We start from the raw sequence: 17,066 nt of genomic DNA, 5'->3' as shown, positions 1-17,066 counted from the left end.
CAGGCTGGCTTCCACAGTGGTGGTGTCCACAACATCTGTGTTCACTACGAACCCCCGTGGGAGCCTGCTAGCGATGGCGTCAGTCCGGGCCACTCAATTTCAGAGCGCCCGGATCACATGCTTGATTTCCTGAAACGCCGACAAGCCCCACGGCCCCAATTCGCGGCCGATGCTGCTCTGCTTGTAACCGCCCCACGCCGTCTGCGGGAAGATCACCTGCGGCGCATTGAGCCACACAAGCCCCGCCTGCAGAGCGTTGGCGACCCGGTCGGCGGTCTCGGCGTTACGCGTCACCACACTGGCGACCAGCCCGAACTGGCTGTCGTTGGCCAGGGCAATCGCCTCGGCTTCGCTGCTGAAACGGCGCACGCACAGCACCGGGCCGAAAATCTCTTCGCACCACAGCGCACTGTCGAGGGGCACGTCAGTGAAGATCGTCGGCTGTAAAAAATAGCCGCGCGGCAGATCCGCCGGACGGTTACCACCGCACACCAGCTTCGCCCCGGCACTCAACCCACGGTCGATGTGGCCGAGCACACGCTGATACTGCGCCTGATTGACCAGTGCGCCCATTTCCACGTCCGGATCGAACGGTTCGGCCACGCGGATTTTTTCCGCGCGGGCCTTCAGGCGCACGAGAAACGCGTCCGCCAATTCATCGGCGACCAACACCCGGCTGGTGGCCGAGCACATCTGCCCGGCGTTGAAGAAACCTCCGCCACAGGCCAGTTCCACCGCCAAATCAAGATCAGCGTCTTCGAGCACCAGCAGCGAAGATTTACCGCCCAGTTCCAGGCTCACGCCCTTCACACTCTCGGCGGCGCGCTGCATCACTTGCACACCGACAGCGTTGCTACCGGTGAAGGAAATCCTGGCGATACGCGGATCCGCCGACAGCGGCGCCCCCACGGCCATACCGGTACCGCAGACCACGTTGAAGACGCCTTTGGGCAGGCCCGATTCAGCGATGATTGCCGCCAGTTCCAACTCGGGCAACGGCGTGACTTCCGACGGTTTGAGCACCACACAGCAACCGGCGGCCAGGGCCGGGGCGAGCTTCCATGCGGTGGTGACCATGGGAAAATTCCACGGCACGATCAGCCCGACCACACCGCACGGTTCGCGGCGCAGACGTGCGCTGAAATCATCGCTGGGCAGCGGCACCTCCGTGTCTTGTTGCGCGTCGAGGCCCTCGGCCAGTTCCGCGTAATACTCGAAGGTGGCGATCACGTCGTCGACATCGATGCCCGCTTCGAATTGCGGTTTGCCGTTGTTGCTCGATTGCAACTTCATCAAGTCCTCGCGGCCATTGCGCACGCCGTTGGCGATGTTGCGCAGGATCGCGCCGCGTTCGGCCCCCGTGGTGGTCGACCAATCCTTGAAGGCTTCGGCGGCCACGGTCACCGCGTGATCGACGGCCCGCTCATCACCGCCATTGACCGTAGTCAGCAGCGCTTCGGTGGCCGGGTTGATCACGCGCAAATGCTCGCGACCGGCCGACCATTGGCCGTTGATGTAGAGGCCGTCGAGTGTGGTTGGAAAACTCATCATTTGGCCACCGCCTGCATCCATTGGTGCTGGTCGATTTCGATCACGCTCGGCCCCTGACGATCCGTCGCGGCGCGCAGCGCACCACGCAATTGCTCAACCGAGCTGATCGCCTCGGCCGCGCAACCCAGCGCCTTGGCCACGCCAATGAAGTCCGGGGTGTAGATGTCGACGCCGACCGGTTCGATGGCGCGGTTGACCATGTATTTTTTGATTTCTTCGTAACCCTGGTTATTCCACAGCAAGACGATCACTGGCGTGCGCGCTTCGACGGCGCTGGCCAGTTCCGGCAGGGTGAATTGCAAACCGCCGTCGCCGATCAGGCACACCACTGGCGGGCGCGCACCGTTGTCGCAGTGGCCGCCAAGCCACGCACCGATGGCTGCCGGCAAGGCGTAACCGAGGGTGCCGTAACCGGTCGACGAGTTGAACCAGCGGCGTGGACGCTCCGGGTTGAAGGTCAGGTTGCCGGTGTACACCGGTTGCGTGGAGTCGCCGACGAACACCGCGTCCGGCAATTCGTCCAGGACCGTTTCGAGGAAACGCGTCTGGGCCAGGGTCGGGGCATCCCAGGTCGCGGCCAGATCATCACGCAGACGTGCCGCACGCATCTGGCCCCAATCGTTGCGGCGCTCGGCCAATGGTTTGTGCGACAACGCACTGAGCAGCGCCTGTGCCGCGTTGCGCGAATCGGCGACCAACGCGAGATGCGGCGGGTAGTTGCGCACCGTCTGATCAGCATCGATATCAACGCGCAGCAGCTTGCCGGGAATCTCAAAACCGCCGGCGAACGTGACGTCGTAATCGGTCTCGGCCAGTTCGGTGCCGATCGCCAGCACCACATCGGCATCGGCGACCAGTGCACGAGTGGCAACCAGGCTTTGCGTCGAGCCAATCAACAGCGGATGACTGGACGCCAGCATGCCTTTGGCGTTGATGGTCAGTGCCACGGGCGCGTCGAGCAACTCGGCCAGTTCGGTGAGTTCAGCGGCAGCATCAATGGCACCGCCTCCAGCAAGAATCAACGGACGCTGGGCGCCGGCCAGCAACTCGGTCATGCGGCTCACGGCGGCCGGCGCAGCGCCGGCCCGGTCGATGTTGACCGGGACGCTGAGGAGCAATTCATCAGCCTCCTCAACCAGCACGTCCAACGGGATTTCGATATGCACCGGACGCGGTCGCCCGGCCTGAAACAGCGCAAAGGCGCGCGCCAGCACCACCGGCAACTCAGCGGCCGACATCAGCGTGTGGGAGAACGCCGCGACGCCCGCGACCAATGCGCCCTGGTTCGGCAACTCGTGAAGCTTGCCACGCCCGCCTCCCAACTGGCTGCGCGACTGCACGCTGGAGATCACCAGCATCGGTATCGAATCGGCGTAAGCCTGGCCCATCGCCGTGGTGATGTTGGTCATGCCCGGGCCGGTGATGATGAAACACACGCCCGGTTTGCCACTGGTGCGCGCATAGCCGTCGGCCATGAACCCGGCGCCCTGCTCATGCCGTGGCGTGACGTGGTTGATGCTCGAACGGGCCAGCCCGCGATACAGCTCCACGGTGTGTACCCCGGGAATGCCAAACACCTGCTCGACCCCGTAACCTTCGAGTAACTTGACCAGTACTTCGCCACACGTCGCCATGTCGATTGCCCTTTATATTCAGTTGAAACACAGGGCCCTGGGTGGGAGCGGGCCGTGGAATGGGCTCATTGAACGGGCAGCAGGTAGCGGCAACAATCGATTAAAAGTCATACTAGCCATGTCCTCACGTCATACCTTGGATCCCAATGAAGCGATTGCCTCCCCTGCCCGCCCTGCACACCTTTCTGATCACCGCGCAGTGCTGCAACTTCACCCGGGCGGCCGAGCAGTTGCACATCACCCAGGGGGCCGTGAGCCGACAGATCGCCGGGCTTGAGGATCATCTGGGTTATGAGCTGTTCATTCGTCAGGCGCGTGGCCTGGCGCTGACGAGTGAAGGTCGCGAATGGCTGCCACGGGTGGAGAAAATCTTCGGCCTGATCAGCGAAGGTACCGAGCAGATCGGTCTCAAGCGCCAAACCCTGCAAATCAAGGCGCCAAGTTGCGTGATGCGCTGGCTGGTACCGCGTCTGCTGCAATGGCAGAGGGAACGCCCTGACGTGCCGGTCAAACTGACCACCACGCTGGCCCATGGCGTAGACTTCCAGCGCGAGCCATTCGATGCGGCGGTGATTTACGGAGCGCCGCCGGACAACTCCTCCACAGCCCTGCATCTGTTTGATGAGCAACTGACACCGGTCTGTTCGCCCGCGTTGTTGAAAGGCCCGCCGGCGTTATCCGCACCGTCCGATCTGCAACATCATCTGCTGCTGCATCCGACCGCAGACACTCAGGACTGGACCGTGTGGTTGACGGCCGCCCATCTGCAATTGAGCAATGTGAACATGGGCCAGCATTTCGAGACGCTGGATCAGGCGATGTCGATGGCGTCCCACGGGACGGGTGTGGCGATCGGGGATTGGTCGCTGATCGGCGATGACTTGCGTGCCGGACGACTGGTGATGCCGTTTGAGCTGAAGGTGAAGACGGGGCTGGCGTATTACGTGGTGTTGCCGCAAGGCGGGGAGCCATCACCGAAGCTGGAAGAACTGATGATCTGGCTGGTGGAGCAGGCCCACACCCGCTGAACACCCTAATCGAATGTACAAGCGGGCTTGTTCGCGAAAGCGGTGTATCGGTCACCCATCAGGTTGACTGATACTCCCTCTTCGCGAGCAAGCCCGCTCTCACATTTGTTCTGCGCTGTTGCTTAGTAACCGACCGTAAACCGCTGACGCGAATGCTTCGGCGCCTCAACTTCGTCGATCAGCGCAATCGCGTAATCGGCAAACGTGATCCAGCTGCGACCTTCGGCACTCACCAGCAAGTGATCCTTGCCGACCCGGAATGTGCCGGTGCGCTCACCTTCGACAAACTCCGCCGACGGCGACAGGAACGTCCAGTCCAGTTCCGTCTCCTGACGCAGCGCATCCAGAAACGCGGCACCAACGCTGGCTTCGACTTTGTACTCTGCCGGAAAACCAGCGCTGTCGATCACCCGCGTGTCGTCCGGCAGCAATAGCGAACCGGCACCGCCAACCACCAGCAGACGCTTCACCCCCGCCTGCTTCACCGGCCCGACAATCGCGCTGGCCGGCACCGTGGTGAAGTGCGCGGCGGTGATCACCACGTCGTGACCGGCAACGGCATCTTGCAGCGCCGCCGAATCCAGCACATCGACATTCTGGCTGGCCACACCCGCACGGGCGCCGATCTTCGAGGTATCGCGAGCGATGGCGGTGACGCTGTGGCCGCGGCGCAGGGCTTCTTCCAGCAATTGGCTACCGGCACGACCGGTGGCACCAATGATTGCGATCTTGCTCATGACATTCTCCAGTTGGCTTGAGAGTGCTGCGTTTTCAGAATCGGGTTACCACTGCATCTCACCCTTGGCGACTTTGGCGCTCAGCGCCAGCGAGCTTTCTTCACCCAGTTTCGGGTAGCGCTTTTTCATCGCGGCGATCAATGCGGTGGAGTCTTTGGCCTTGGCGGTTTCTGTGTCGAAAGCCTTAATGTAGTCGGCGGTGAATTTCACGCTGGCCAACGAACGGCTGCTGTCACCGAGGTAGTGACCCGGCACCACGATTTTCGGCTTCAGGGTTTGAATCGAATGCAGGGTCTGCAGCCAGTCGGCGTGGGATTGCGCGGTCTGGGTGTCGGCCATCCAGACGTGGATGTTCTCGGCGACAACCACACCACCGACCACAGCCTTGAGCGACGGAATCCACACAAAGCTGCGATCCGGTTGCTTGCCGTCCAGCCCGATCACCTGCAATTTCTGCCCTTCCAGCATCAGGCTGTCGCCCTTGAGCACGCCCGGCACAATGGTTTTGGCCGGTACGTCGGCGCCCATTTTCGGCCCCCAGAACGCGAGTTTGCCGGCGACGGTTTGATTGATGTGATCGACAGTCGGCTGCGAAGCCAGCACCTTGGCGTCAGGAAAGGCTTTGGTCAGGGTATCGAGGCCGAAGTAGTAATCCGGATCACCGTGGCTGATGTAAATGGTGGTGAGTTTTTTACCGCTGGCGCGGATCTTTTCGACGACTTGCTCGGCCTGGGATTTACCAAACTGCGCGTCGACCAGGATCGCGTCCTTTTCGCCACTGACCAGTACCGAAGTCACCGGGAAAATGGCTTGGGTGCCAGGATTGTAGACATCGAGGGTCAGGTTGGCAGCAGCGGCATGCGCGGCGAAACCGAGGGTGGCAGTGGCAAGCAAAACGCGTTTGAGAGTGGTGAAACCGATCATCTGTTGCTCCGGTGTCCGAATGCCGTGTCTGGCGATGGGACAGAGCTTAGTTGCATGAGTCAGTACAAAAAATGCGATGCTTGGACATAGTTTGTTTCTGAAAGCGGGCAAATCATGGATCGTCTCCAAGCAATGCGGGTGTTCGTCACAGTGGTGGATCTGGGCAGCCAGTCAGCGGCGGCCGATCATCTGGACCTTTCACGCCCGGTGGTTTCACGTTATCTGGCGGAACTGGAGGACTGGGTCGGCGCACGCCTGATGCACCGCACCACGCGCAAGTTGAGCCTGACCGCCGCCGGCAGTGAAATCCTGCCGCGCTGCCGGCAGATGATCGAGCTGTCGACTGACATGCAGGCCGCTGTCAGCGAGCCCCACGATGCACCGCGCGGGTTGCTGCGGATCAGCGTCAGCACCTCGTTCGGCCAGGCACAACTGGCCGACGCGATGGCCGCCTACGTCAAGCGCTACCCCGGTGTCAGCATCGATATGCAGATGCTCGACCGCACGGTGAATCTGGTGGATGAGCGTATCGATCTGGCGATTCGCACCAGCAATGATCTGGACCCGAACCTGATTGCCCGGCGCCTGACCGTTTGCCGTTCGGTGGTCTGCGCGGCTCCCGTGTATCTTCAGGAACATCCGGCGCCGCAACGGGTGGAAGAGTTGAGTCAACACAACTGCCTGACCCACTCGTATTTCGGCAAGAGCCTGTGGCATTTCCAAGAGGATGGCGAACCGGTGTCGGTGCCGGTACAGGGCAACATCAGCGCCAACGAGGCCAGCACATTGTTGCGCGCGACGCTGGCCGGCGCGGGGGTGGCGATGCTGCCGACCTATCAGGCCGGGGTGCATATTCATGCCGGAGAGTTGATTCGCTTGTTGCCCCACGCCGAACCGCGGCAGATGAACATCTACGCGGTCTATGCCTCACGCAAGCACATGCCGGCGGCGCTGCGCAGCATGCTGGATTTTCTGGTACTCAGATTCCCAGAAAACCCGACGTGGGATATCGACCTGTAACCCCGGTCATAACGGCTCTGAATGTCACGCTAGATGCGCAAACGCTGACGCTGGCAAGTCGTCACCGCTGACCTATGCTCAAAGTAGTACCCAAGGGTATACGTTCAGAGGTCAGACACCATGAACATCAAAACAAGAAGATACCTCGCGATTTTCATCACCTGCGCCGCCACACTGGCGTTGTACGGCACTGCAGCCTGGCGGGTCGAGCAACTGCGACAACTGCCTCGCGAATACGCCAGTTGCAACCTGGAGCACTGCATTCCACACAATGCCACGCTGAATGCGTTGCGTTGATGTAACAACGCGCAAACGCGGCCTGCTCCCACAGAGGGATTGAGGTGTTTACAGGTTTACTGCTCGGCCTTCAGGCGGTCGCGGAAAGCCTTTGGCGAAATCCCCACCCGGCGCCGGAACAGGCGCGTGAAGTTGGTCGGATCGGAAAACCCCAACAACTCCGACATCTCGTAAATCGTCATGCTGGTGTACGTCAGCAAGCGCTTGGCTTCCAGTAACTGGCGCTCGTGCATGATCTGCAACGCCGGCTGCCCCGCCAGTTCACGGCAAGTGCCATTAAGGTGTGACACCGAAATCCCCAACCGATGCGCCAGGTCTTCGACCTTCACATGCTGGCGATACGTCTCTTCCACCAATTGAATAAAACCGTTGAGGTATTCACGCTGGCGCTGCGGCCGCTGGCTGGCGTTATGGCGCACGATCGCCTGACGACTGACCCAGACCATAATCACGCTGACCAGCGAATGCATGAGCATTTCCCGCGCCGGTTGGTGGCCGTTGTACTCGGCCTGCAACGCAGTAAACAGGCTGTTCAGGTAATCGCCGTCCTTGCCCGCCGAATAGCTTTCAGCCAGGGCCAGAGCGTGTACCGAATCGCCCAGTTGCGCCTGCAAATGATGGATCAGCGGCGTGGCGAGGGTGACGATAAATCCTTCGACGTCCTCGGAAAAACGGAAGCCGTGCACCGACAGCGGTGGCAGCACCTGAATCGCGGGCGTGTGCAGTTGTGTGCGCTGACCTTCGATTTCAAGCTCTGCCTGACCTTTGAAGACGAAGAGCAATTGGCACAAATCGGCGTGGCGGTGGGGTTTGATTTCCCATTGATGTTCGCGACTGCGTGAAGAAATGGTTTCACAGTGCAGCAAGTCAGGGGTTGGCCAGTCCAGGCTTTCACCGTAGAGCTTGAACACCGGAATCGAAGGCAGCTCAGGCTTGTTCATCACTTCAATCCAGGCCTCGGGGTTGTGGGCGATAATCGCACCGATTGGCAGAATGTACAGGTATCGGCTCAGTTTTCACCTTCAATTGACAGACCCGCAAGGGAAAAATGCAAGCACTCGATCCATAAAAATCATTCAACGGTCTTGGCCGTGTGAAGCTTGCGAGTCATAAAAACAATGAAAACGCTGAAAACCCAAGTCGCCATCATCGGCGCCGGTCCATCCGGATTGCTCCTCGGCCAGTTGCTGCACAACGCTGGCATCGACACCCTCATCCTCGAACGCCAGACACCCGATTATGTACTCGGCAGAATCCGCGCCGGCGTGCTTGAACAAGGCATGGTAGAGCTGTTGCGCCAGGCGGGCGTGAGTCAACGGATGGACGCCGAAGGTCTGGTTCACGGCGGTTTCGATCTGGCGCTGGACGGGCGCCAGGTGCACATCGATCTGCACGCGTTGACCGGCGGCAAAACCGTGATGATCTACGGCCAGACCGAAGTCACCCGCGACCTGATGGCCGCTCGTCGGGACGCGGGCGCACCGACGATTTATCAGGCGATCGATGTCGTTCCTCACGGCATGAAAACCGACGAAGCCTTTGTCACCTTTGAAAAGGACGGCGAAACCTGGCGCGTCGACTGCGACTACATCGCCGGTTGCGACGGTTTCCACGGCGTGGCCCGGCAGTCGATTCCGGCTGACAGCCTGAAGGTCTTCGAACGGGTTTATCCGTTTGGCTGGCTGGGAATTCTGGCCGACACGCCACCGGTGCATGAAGAACTGGTCTACGCCCGGCACGAACGCGGCTTCGCACTGTGCAGCATGCGTTCGGCAACTCGCACCCGTTATTACCTGCAAGTGCCGGCGGATGAAAACGTCGATGACTGGAGCGATCAGCGCTTCTGGGATGAACTGAAGTCCCGTCTGCCCGTGGCGCTTGCAGAAAACCTGGTCACTGGGCCGTCGATCGAGAAAAGCATCGCGCCGTTGCGCAGTTTTGTGGTCGAACCGATGCAATACGGACGGATGTTTCTGGTCGGCGATGCCGCGCACATCGTCCCGCCTACCGGCGCCAAGGGCTTGAATCTGGCCGCCAGCGATGTCAGCACACTGTTCAATATTCTGCTGAAGGTCTATCGCGAAGAACGCGTCGACCTGCTCGAGAAATATTCCGAAATCTGCCTGCGTCGGGTGTGGAAGGCCGAGCGGTTTTCCTGGTGGATGACGTCGATGCTGCATCGCTTCGACGATCACGATGATTTCAGCCAGCGCATCAGCGCCTCGGAACTGGACTACTTTGTCAGCTCGCAAGCAGGGCGAAAAACCATTGCAGAAAATTACGTCGGACTTCCTTATGAGGCTATCGAATAGCTTCCTACCGACTTACACTGGCGAGCCTCCCCGCTCGCCTGGCCATTTGCGGGACTCTCACTGCCCGCAGGTGTTGTTCGTGCCCCATCTCAATCATCCCGAAACGCCCAAACCGGCCATTCGCAGCGTGCTGGTCGCGCTGATGATGGCGATCTTTCTTGGCGCACTGGATCAGACCATCGTCGCCGTGTCGATGCCGGCCATTTCCGACCAATTCAAAGACGTCAACCTGTTGGCCTGGGTGATTTCCGGGTACATGGTGGCGATGACCGTGGCGGTGCCGATCTACGGCAAGCTCGGTGATTTGTATGGCCGGCGCAAACTGATGCTGTTCGGCATGAGCCTGTTCACCCTCGCCTCATTGTTTTGCGGCATGGCGCAAAGCATGGAGCAACTGGTGCTGGCGCGGATTCTCCAGGGCATCGGGGCCGGCGGGATGATTTCGGTCAGTCAGGCGATCATCGGCGACATCGTGCCGCCACGCGAACGCGGACGCTATCAGGGTTACTTCAGCAGCATGTACGCGGTGGCCAGCGTCGCCGGGCCGGTGTTGGGCGGCTACATGACCGAGTACCTGTCGTGGCGCTGGGTGTTTCTGATCAACCTGCCGCTGGGCCTGGGTGCTTATTGGGTGGCGCGGCGTAACCTGCGCGGCCTGCCGATCCCGCAGCGCAAACCGATCATCGATTACCTCGGCACATTGCTGATGATCATTGGCCTGACCGCTCTGTTGCTCGGCATCACCCAGATCGGTCAGGGTCATTCGTGGCGCAGCAGCGAAGTGCTTGGGCTGTTCGCGTGTGCGGTGCTGGTGCTGGCGCTGTTTGTCTGGCATGAACGCCGCGCGCGTGAGCCCTTGCTGCCGATGCACCTGTTCGCCAACCGCAACGCCCTGCTGTGCTGGTGCACGATTTTCTTCACCAGTTTCCAGGCGATTTCGCTGATTGTGCTGATGCCGCTGCGTTTTCAAAGCGTCACCGGTGCCGGGGCCGACAGCGCCGCGTTGCACTTGCTGCCCTTGGCCATGGGGCTGCCAATCGGCGCCTACTTTGCCGGGCGTCGCACCTCAGTGACCGGTCGTTACAAACCGCAGATTCTGACCGGCGCGATGTTGATGCCGATCTCGATCCTGGGCATGGCCTTCAGTCCGCCAGAGGCCACGCTGCTCAGCGGCGTGTTCATGTTGCTCAGCGGGATTGCCGGCGGCATGCAGTTCCCTACCTCTCTGGTAGGCACGCAGAACTCGGTGGCGCAACGCGACATTGGCGTGGCCACCAGCACCACCAACCTGTTCCGCTCGCTCGGCGGCGCGGTGGGTGTGGCGCTGATGTCGGCGCTGTTGCTGGCGTTGTTGCAGGACTCCAGTTTCGCCCACCTGGCGAGCAGTTCGCTGATGAGCGAGGGACATTCGGGCAATGTGTTGCTTGATGGTTTGAACGCGGCGCCGGGTGATGCTCGAAACGCTTTGCGCACGGAGCTTTCGGTGACCTTCCGGCATTTGCTGTGGGTCAGTGCGGCGGTGTCGCTGCTGGGGCTGACGGCGGCGATTGCGATGCCGAACAACTTGCTGCGCGGCAGAGAGCACGGCACCCAATAGCAGCCATGCCCGCTCCCACAGGATCTGGCTGATCAAGGGCTGTAGTAACCGACCGCTACCAGAAAATGGCCGACCTTCTTCAGGTAGGCATGCTTGTCCTCGACCTTGCCGGTCACCGGGTTTTTCCAGCGGTATTCGTATTCGCCATCATCCTGTTTGGCAATCAGCGCCAGTATCGGCTCACCCACCGGTTTGCCTTCCGGGTCCTTGACCTTGCTGAAGTCGGTATTGATCAAGCGCAGATTGGTGCCGTGGGCGACATAGCGCCGGGTATCGAGGTCGACGACAAACACATACAGGTCATCCTGCAAATAGCCGCCCTTGAGCGAGTTGATCGCCGTCAATGTGCCCTTCTCGTCTTTGCCCAGATCGGTAGCCGCCTTGTTCAGCAACGCCATCGCCTGCTCCGCCGACGCCCGCGGCAGGTAATAACCGACCGCCAGAATCCGTTGGCCGATGCGCTGGTAAAACACATGCTTGCGCTCGACCTTGCCATCCGACCAGTTCTGCCAGCGGTACTCGGCTTGCTGGATGCCGTTGCCCTCGGGCACTTTCAAGGCATTTTTGAAGGCTTTCTGCAGATCCGGCCCGAGCACCTCGCTCACATCACGGCCGATCAACTCCGACGAGGGCCCGCCGCTGGCGAGCATGACGCCCTTGGTGTCGAGCACAAACACATAGCGGTCCTTGTCGACAAACTCACCCTGGCGACTGAACGCGGCGAACGCCTTGTCGCCGTTGTCGTGGTAGTAGGCCAGTGCTTTTTCCAGCAAGGCGATGGCGGCCTGGCTGTCATCCTTGGCAGTGGTCGCGGCGTTGGCCTGGCCGAACCCGGCCAGGAGCATCACGCCGAGCCAGGCCACTTTATGCAAAAAACCCATAGCGCATCCCTCGTTCTTGTTGGTGTTTCAAGAGCGTAGACGGCTTGGGATGATGCGGGGACATTCAGAAGGTTTCTGGAGATTACACCGTGCTGTGGCGAGGGAACGTGCCCACTCGCCACACGTTTGATCAGGCTTTAAGGCCGGGCATTGATCTGCTGCTGCAAGTTCTGGATCTGCGCCTGAAGCGTGTTGATGTTGCGGGTCATCTGGCGACGGAACGCATCGAACTCAGCGGTATTGGCGGCACCTTGCGGTGCTGCCGGGCGGTTGTCCTGTTCGCTTTTGAGAACGACGATTTCCTGCTCCAGTCGATCAATTGCCGCGCTCGGATTGCCCTGTTTCTTCAGTGCGGCGATGTCCGCGCCGAGGCTCTTGAGCTGCGCATCGAAACCCTTGAGCTGGGCGTCGACCTTGCTGGTATCGGCCGGGGCGTTTTTCAGCGTGGTCAGCTCTGTACTCAGGGCTTTGACCTGTGCCTGTAACTGGCTGTTGGCGTTTTGTTGCTCGCTGGTCTGGGCGCTCATCTGCGCCAGACGCTTGTCCAGTTCACTGGTCTGGCCGGCAACGCCCTGCTGCTGTTTGCTCTGATCGAGCAACTTGCCTTCCAGTTGCTTGATCTGCAGCTTCAACGCTTCGCTGTCGCTGGTGACGTTGGATTGACTGGCGACGACCTTGCCGGAAATGTCCTGCAGGCGCCCCGCCGCTTCTTCGCTGATGCGCGCGAAACTTTCCTGGGTTGCGACCAGTTGCTGCTCCATCAGCGAGATCTGCTGAAAACTCCACCAGGCAAGGCCGATGAAGGCGAAAAACAATGCGCCAACCAGCGCCCACAAAGGCCCGGTGCTTGCCGCTTTGACCTTGACCACGGGCGGTGTACGCGAGTGCACGGAGGTGCGGGCGGTGGTCGGAATGTCATCGTCGTCGAAAGTGTCGGCACGCAGGCTCGGTACATCATCGAAATCGTCGTGGGCATCATTACGCATGGACATTGAGGCAACCTTTGTGAAACGCGGTGATGGCAGATGGGGGCGAAGTATAAACCCCACAGCCGCAGGGATTGACCCTCAACCTGTAGTGCGGTTCATTGCCGGTCGGCCGATTCGTTTCAACGAATGTCCTGAGCTTTCCACCAACCGCAGAACTCGTCGAGGGCGGTCCACAGACTGACTTTCGGATCGTAGTCCAGATAATGCCGGGCGCGACTGATGTCGAGGGTGAAACTTTTGTTCATCACCTGCATCCCCAGCCGCGACAGCGTCGGCTCCGGACGTCCCGGCCAGAGCTTGCACGCCCCTTCATTGAGCGCGGCCACGCTGTAGGCCAGCCCGTAGGAGCGATACCGGGTGACCTCTGGGATCTCCATTTTGCGCATCACATAGTTGACCACATCCCACAGCGGCACCGGCGTACCGTTGCTGATGTTGTAGGCCTTGCCCAGCGCGGAACCGGCGGCCAGCAAACTGCTGAGCATGGCTTCGTTGAGGTTTTGCACGCTGGTGAAATCGACCTTGTTCAGGCCATTGCCAATGATCGCCAGACGGCCCTTGCGCTGCATGTTCAACAGGCGCGGGAAGATGCTCATGTCGCCGGCACCGGTGACGAAGCGCGGGCGCAGGGCGATGGTTTCCAGACCGAATTCCTGCGCGCCGAAAACCTTTTGCTCGGCCAGATATTTGGTCGCCGCGTAGTGATGCCTGAAGCGCTTTGGCACTTGTTCTTCGGTCAGGTTCAGGTGGTCGCGGCCATCGAAGTAGATCGACGGTGACGACAAATGCACCAGCCGTCGAACCCGTCGCTTCAGGCAGGCCTCGACAACGTTTTCAGTGATCTGCACGTTACCTTGATGAAAATCCTGATAGCGCCCCCACAGCCCGACGGCACCGGCGCAATGCACCACCGCTTCGACGTCGGTGCAGAGTTCGCGCACCAGATCCGGGTCAGTCAGATCACCAGGGACAAACTCGGCGCCACGGCGGACCAGGTGCTCGACGCTCTCGGCCCGGCGGCCGTTGACCCGCACATCCAGGCCCTGCTCCAGAGCGAAACGCGCAAAGCGTCCACCAATGAAGCCGCTTGCGCCGGTGACCAGAATTTTCATGTAAAGCTCCGCTGTCTTTCGATTTGCCTGATTCGTGTGTCTTGACGCTGGCCGTCAGTCCAACGGCACCAGCCATTGTGGCGAAGATCGCACCAATTGCTCGGTCAGCAAGCCCAGCAACTGACCGCCGTTGCGCCAATGATGCCAGTAGAGCGGCACGTCGATCGGTTTATCTGGCAACAGTTCGCGCAGTACACCGCGTTGCAATTGCTCACGCACTTGCAGTTCCGGCACCAGCCCCCAACCGAGCCCGGCTTCAGTCAGGCGGATAAAACCTTCAGAGGATGGGCACAAATGGTGCTCGAATCCCCCATCGACACCCAGTGATGCGAGATAGCGATGCTGAAGAAAATCATCCGGGCCGAACACCAGCGCCGGGGTGCGCGGCAGTTGTTCGGCACGCACGCCATCGGGGAAATGCCGGGCGATGAACGCCGGGCTGGCCAGCGCGCGATACCGCATGGCGCCGAGCAAGACGCTGCGGGCGCCGGCCACCGGCCGCTCGCTGGCGCAAACACACGCCGCCACTTCACCGGCGCGCATGCGTTTGAGGCCGACGGTCTGATCCTCCACCACCAGATCCAGCAACAAATGCTGTTCGGCACAGAAATCCCCCACGGCTTCAGCCCACCAGGTGGCGAGGCTGTCGGCATTGATCGCAATGCGCAGTCGCTCGGGTAAACCTTCTTCATCCAACGCCGGCACAAGGGTCTGCAAATCACGTTCAAGCAAACGTACCTGTTGCACATGGTTGAGCAGGCGCCGGCCAATTTCGGTCGGCGACGGCGGCGTACCGCGCACCAGCACGGGTTGGCCGACCCGCGCCTCAAGCAGTTTGATCCGCTGCGAGATCGCCGATTGCGACAGGCCCAGCACCTGCGCCGCGCGCTCGAATCCGGCTTGCTCGACCACGGCGGCCAAAGCAGACAGCAATTTGTAATCGAACATCACTTTTCCTAATGAGCGATCAGCATTATTGGTTTTTCTTATAACGCGTCCGACTGGAGAATAGCCAGCAAGCACTCTCTCTCAAGGACCTTTCCATGGCTGGCGAAACCTCACTCTCGACTCTGCTGCGCAGCATGAGCCCGCAGCTCAACGCCGGCGACTATGTGTTTTGCACCTTGCCCGACGGGCAACTGCCAATTGGCCTGGAGATTGTCGGCTGCTTTCGTGAACAAGAAGGTCTGACCGTGATTCTGCAACGCTCACTGGCCGAACAGGCCGGCTTCAGTTTCGATTACGTGGCCGCGTGGATCACCCTCAACGTGCACTCGGCGCTCGAGGCCGTAGGCCTCACTGCCGCATTCGCCACCGCACTGGGCAAGGCCGGGATCAGTTGCAACGTGATCGCCGGTTACTACCACGATCACCTGTTTGTCGGTCAGGCCGACGCCGAACGCGCCATGCACGTGCTGCGCGATCTCGCAGCCAACGCGGAGTGAATTCTATGTGGCAAAGCTATGTGAACGGGTTGCTGGTGGCGTTGGGGCTGATCATGGCGATCGGCACCCAGAATGCTTTTGTGCTGGCACAAAGTCTGCGTCGTGAGCATCACTTGCCGGTCGCCGCACTCTGCGTTGCCTGCGACGCGCTGCTGGTGGCAGCCGGGGTGTTCGGCCTTGCCACGGTACTGGCACAAAACCCGACATTGCTGGCGGTGGCGCGCTGGGGTGGCGCGGTGTTCCTGATCTGGTACGGCAGCCAGGCGCTACGCCGGGCGTTCTCGAAACAGCGCCTGGATCAGAGCGAAAACCAGACCGTGCGCTCGCTGCGGGCAGTGATGCTCAGCGCCTTGGCAGTGACCTTGCTCAACCCGCACGTTTATCTGGATACCGTGTTGTTGATCGGCTCTCTTGGCGCCCAACAATCGGTGCCGGGCGCTTATGTGGTGGGCGCCGCCAGTGCGTCGTTGCTGTGGTTTTTCACGCTGGCGCTGGGGGCGGCATGGCTCGCGCCGTGGCTGGCCCGGCCGAGTACGTGGCGGATCCTCGATCTGCTGGTGGCGGTGATGATGTTCGCGGTGGCAGGACAATTGATACTCGCTCCGTGATTTATTCCAAAAGGCTCTGGAACCTCTATCCCACACAGTTGTTGCGTGGTTAAGCCGCAACCCCGGTGCTATGATCCGAACCCTGCGCCGCAAAGAGTAAAAACTCGTCGTCGCATTTCTGGCCGCCCGTGATCGGCCTTGCGCTCACCGCAACAGACCTGATTAGGAGAATCATCATGGCTTTCGAATTGCCGCCGCTGCCTTACGCACACGATGCCCTGCAGCCGCACATTTCCAAGGAAACCCTGGAATTTCACCACGACAAGCACCACAACACCTATGTCGTGAACCTGAACAACCTGGTGCCGGGCACCGAGTTCGAAGGCAAGACCCTGGAAGAAATCGTCAAGTCTTCCTCGGGCGGCATCTTCAACAACGCCGCTCAGGTCTGGAACCACACGTTCTACTGGAACTGCCTGGCGCCAAACGCCGGCGGTCAACCAACCGGCGCGCTGGCTGATGCAATCAACGCAGCCTTCGGTTCGTTCGACAAGTTCAAGGAAGAGTTCAGCAAAACCTCGATCGGCACCTTCGGTTCCGGCTGGGGCTGGCTGGTGAAAAAGGCTGACGGTTCCCTGGCACTGGCCAGCACCATCGGCGCCGGCAACCCGCTGACCAGCGGCGACACCCCGCTGCTGACTTGCGACGTTTGGGAACACGCTTACTACATCGACTACCGCAACGTTCGTCCCAAGTACGTCGAAGCGTTCTGGAACCTGGTCAACTGGAAGTTCGTCGCTGAGCAGTTCGAAGGCAAAACCTTCACCGCTTAAGCTGCGCGCCAGAGAAGAAACCCGGCTGATGCCGGGTTTAATGAGATGGTCAGCCTGACCGAGAAGCCCTGCAGGTTTACGCTTGCAGGGCTTTTCTCGTTTTCGGCGGAGGATCTCTCATGAATACGATAACGCTTCTCGGTATCGACATTGGCAAA

General features: G+C 60.5%; 17 protein-coding genes. 8 read left to right on the top strand and 9 right to left on the bottom strand.

Annotation, left to right across the window (positions count from 1 at the left end):
* Positions 1 to 99: 99 nt before the first annotated feature.
* Positions 100 to 1,548, bottom strand: a complete 1,449-nt coding sequence (locus tag AACY11_RS15310; protein WP_339495185.1) for an aldehyde dehydrogenase family protein — start codon at positions 1,546 to 1,548, stop codon at positions 100 to 102.
* Positions 1,548 to 3,185: a 5-guanidino-2-oxopentanoate decarboxylase gene (locus AACY11_RS15305; protein ID WP_339495133.1), complete on the bottom strand. Its 1,638-nt coding sequence runs from the start codon at positions 3,183 to 3,185 to the stop codon at positions 1,548 to 1,550. Before AACY11_RS15305 ends, AACY11_RS15310 begins: the two co-directional genes overlap by 1 nt.
* 146 nt (positions 3,186 to 3,331) lie before the next feature.
* Here AACY11_RS15305 and AACY11_RS15300 point away from each other — a divergent pair, with 146 nt between their 5' ends.
* Positions 3,332 to 4,213 (top strand): LysR substrate-binding domain-containing protein, encoded by an 882-nt coding sequence (locus tag AACY11_RS15300; RefSeq protein WP_339495131.1) that lies wholly within the window; start codon positions 3,332 to 3,334, stop codon positions 4,211 to 4,213.
* Positions 4,214 to 4,335: 122 nt separating this feature from the next.
* On the opposite strand, the gene AACY11_RS15295 is transcribed toward AACY11_RS15300, so the two are convergent.
* Both AACY11_RS15295 and AACY11_RS15290 read right to left on the bottom strand, forming a co-directional pair.
* Positions 4,336 to 4,950: an NAD(P)-dependent oxidoreductase gene (locus tag AACY11_RS15295; protein ID WP_339495129.1), complete on the bottom strand. Its 615-nt coding sequence runs from the start codon at positions 4,948 to 4,950 to the stop codon at positions 4,336 to 4,338.
* A 45-nt stretch (positions 4,951 to 4,995) separates the two neighbouring features.
* Positions 4,996 to 5,874 (bottom strand): MBL fold metallo-hydrolase, encoded by an 879-nt coding sequence (locus AACY11_RS15290; RefSeq protein ID WP_339434064.1) that lies wholly within the window; start codon positions 5,872 to 5,874, stop codon positions 4,996 to 4,998.
* 114 nt (positions 5,875 to 5,988) lie between these two features.
* Here AACY11_RS15290 and AACY11_RS15285 point away from each other — a divergent pair, with 114 nt between their 5' ends.
* Together AACY11_RS15285 and AACY11_RS15280 are read left to right on the top strand one after the other, a co-directional pair.
* Complete coding sequence (locus AACY11_RS15285) at positions 5,989 to 6,894, top strand: LysR family transcriptional regulator (protein WP_339495127.1); 906 nt, start codon at positions 5,989 to 5,991, stop codon at positions 6,892 to 6,894.
* A 120-nt stretch (positions 6,895 to 7,014) separates the two neighbouring features.
* The gene (locus AACY11_RS15280) at positions 7,015 to 7,191 is read left to right on the top strand and encodes a hypothetical protein (protein WP_339434066.1); all 177 of its coding nucleotides are present in this window, start codon (positions 7,015 to 7,017) and stop codon (positions 7,189 to 7,191) included.
* A gap of 56 nt (positions 7,192 to 7,247) precedes the next feature.
* Here AACY11_RS15280 and AACY11_RS15275 read toward each other — a convergent pair whose 3' ends face one another.
* A complete protein-coding gene (locus AACY11_RS15275; RefSeq protein ID WP_339434067.1) occupies positions 7,248 to 8,132 on the bottom strand; it encodes a helix-turn-helix domain-containing protein in 885 nt (294 codons plus the stop codon).
* Positions 8,133 to 8,309: 177 nt separating this feature from the next.
* On the opposite strand from AACY11_RS15275, the gene pobA reads away from it, so the two are divergent.
* Positions 8,310 to 9,503 carry a 4-hydroxybenzoate 3-monooxygenase gene (gene pobA, locus AACY11_RS15270; protein ID WP_339434068.1) on the top strand — a complete coding sequence of 398 codons (1,194 nt, stop codon included), beginning with the start codon at positions 8,310 to 8,312 and terminating at the stop codon, positions 9,501 to 9,503.
* 79 nt (positions 9,504 to 9,582) lie between these two features.
* On the top strand, positions 9,583 to 11,100 hold the full coding sequence (locus tag AACY11_RS15265; RefSeq protein WP_339495125.1) for an MDR family MFS transporter: 1,518 nt from the start codon (positions 9,583 to 9,585) through the stop codon (positions 11,098 to 11,100).
* A 32-nt stretch (positions 11,101 to 11,132) separates the two neighbouring features.
* On the opposite strand, the gene AACY11_RS15260 is transcribed toward AACY11_RS15265, so the two are convergent.
* The 4 genes from AACY11_RS15260 to AACY11_RS15245 all read right to left on the bottom strand — a co-directional run bounded on the left by AACY11_RS15260 (position 11,133) and on the right by AACY11_RS15245 (position 15,030).
* Entirely contained in the window at positions 11,133 to 11,981 is an 849-nt protein-coding gene (locus AACY11_RS15260) for a cache domain-containing protein (RefSeq protein WP_339495123.1), read from the bottom strand.
* A 137-nt stretch (positions 11,982 to 12,118) separates the two neighbouring features.
* Positions 12,119 to 12,973: an ATPase gene (locus AACY11_RS15255; RefSeq protein ID WP_339434071.1), complete on the bottom strand. Its 855-nt coding sequence runs from the start codon at positions 12,971 to 12,973 to the stop codon at positions 12,119 to 12,121.
* A gap of 116 nt (positions 12,974 to 13,089) precedes the next feature.
* Positions 13,090 to 14,082, bottom strand: a complete 993-nt coding sequence (locus AACY11_RS15250) for an NAD-dependent epimerase/dehydratase family protein (RefSeq protein ID WP_339495121.1) — start codon at positions 14,080 to 14,082, stop codon at positions 13,090 to 13,092.
* Positions 14,083 to 14,136: 54 nt separating this feature from the next.
* Positions 14,137 to 15,030, bottom strand: coding sequence for a LysR family transcriptional regulator ArgP (locus AACY11_RS15245; protein ID WP_339434073.1), 894 nt, complete (start codon positions 15,028 to 15,030; stop codon positions 14,137 to 14,139).
* A gap of 95 nt (positions 15,031 to 15,125) precedes the next feature.
* On the opposite strand from AACY11_RS15245, the gene AACY11_RS15240 reads away from it, so the two are divergent.
* The 3 genes from AACY11_RS15240 to AACY11_RS15230 all read left to right on the top strand — a co-directional run bounded on the left by AACY11_RS15240 (position 15,126) and on the right by AACY11_RS15230 (position 16,908).
* Entirely contained in the window at positions 15,126 to 15,527 is a 402-nt protein-coding gene (locus tag AACY11_RS15240) for an ACT domain-containing protein (protein WP_339434074.1), read from the top strand.
* A 5-nt stretch (positions 15,528 to 15,532) separates the two neighbouring features.
* Positions 15,533 to 16,135 carry a LysE/ArgO family amino acid transporter gene (locus AACY11_RS15235; RefSeq protein ID WP_339434075.1) on the top strand — a complete coding sequence of 201 codons (603 nt, stop codon included), beginning with the start codon at positions 15,533 to 15,535 and terminating at the stop codon, positions 16,133 to 16,135.
* Positions 16,136 to 16,311: 176 nt separating this feature from the next.
* Positions 16,312 to 16,908 carry a superoxide dismutase gene (locus AACY11_RS15230; protein ID WP_095191553.1) on the top strand — a complete coding sequence of 199 codons (597 nt, stop codon included), beginning with the start codon at positions 16,312 to 16,314 and terminating at the stop codon, positions 16,906 to 16,908.
* The last annotated feature ends 158 nt before the right edge of the window (positions 16,909 to 17,066 follow it).

Origin of the sequence: Pseudomonas sp. RA_105y_Pfl2_P56 (genome assembly GCF_963970845.1) — a bacterium.
Lineage (GTDB): Bacteria > Pseudomonadota > Gammaproteobacteria > Pseudomonadales > Pseudomonadaceae > Aquipseudomonas > Aquipseudomonas baetica_A.
Note: the sequence above shows the minus strand (reverse complement) of the source record. Positions and strands in the feature narration are given on the sequence as shown.

Coding starts and splice junctions, on each gene's coding strand:
- AACY11_RS15310 (WP_339495185.1), bottom strand. CDS start 1,548: ATGAGTTTTCCAACCACACTCGACGGCCTCTACATCAACGGCCAATGG.
- AACY11_RS15305 (WP_339495133.1), bottom strand. CDS start 3,185: ATGGCGACGTGTGGCGAAGTACTGGTCAAGTTACTCGAAGGTTACGGG.
- AACY11_RS15300 (WP_339495131.1), top strand. CDS start 3,332: ATGAAGCGATTGCCTCCCCTGCCCGCCCTGCACACCTTTCTGATCACC.
- AACY11_RS15295 (WP_339495129.1), bottom strand. CDS start 4,950: ATGAGCAAGATCGCAATCATTGGTGCCACCGGTCGTGCCGGTAGCCAA.
- AACY11_RS15290 (WP_339434064.1), bottom strand. CDS start 5,874: ATGATCGGTTTCACCACTCTCAAACGCGTTTTGCTTGCCACTGCCACC.
- AACY11_RS15285 (WP_339495127.1), top strand. CDS start 5,989: ATGGATCGTCTCCAAGCAATGCGGGTGTTCGTCACAGTGGTGGATCTG.
- AACY11_RS15280 (WP_339434066.1), top strand. CDS start 7,015: ATGAACATCAAAACAAGAAGATACCTCGCGATTTTCATCACCTGCGCC.
- AACY11_RS15275 (WP_339434067.1), bottom strand. CDS start 8,132: ATGAACAAGCCTGAGCTGCCTTCGATTCCGGTGTTCAAGCTCTACGGT.
- pobA (WP_339434068.1), top strand. CDS start 8,310: ATGAAAACGCTGAAAACCCAAGTCGCCATCATCGGCGCCGGTCCATCC.
- AACY11_RS15260 (WP_339495123.1), bottom strand. CDS start 11,981: ATGGGTTTTTTGCATAAAGTGGCCTGGCTCGGCGTGATGCTCCTGGCC.
- AACY11_RS15255 (WP_339434071.1), bottom strand. CDS start 12,973: ATGTCCATGCGTAATGATGCCCACGACGATTTCGATGATGTACCGAGC.
- AACY11_RS15250 (WP_339495121.1), bottom strand. CDS start 14,082: ATGAAAATTCTGGTCACCGGCGCAAGCGGCTTCATTGGTGGACGCTTT.
- AACY11_RS15245 (WP_339434073.1), bottom strand. CDS start 15,030: ATGTTCGATTACAAATTGCTGTCTGCTTTGGCCGCCGTGGTCGAGCAA.
- AACY11_RS15240 (WP_339434074.1), top strand. CDS start 15,126: ATGGCTGGCGAAACCTCACTCTCGACTCTGCTGCGCAGCATGAGCCCG.
- AACY11_RS15235 (WP_339434075.1), top strand. CDS start 15,533: ATGTGGCAAAGCTATGTGAACGGGTTGCTGGTGGCGTTGGGGCTGATC.
- AACY11_RS15230 (WP_095191553.1), top strand. CDS start 16,312: ATGGCTTTCGAATTGCCGCCGCTGCCTTACGCACACGATGCCCTGCAG.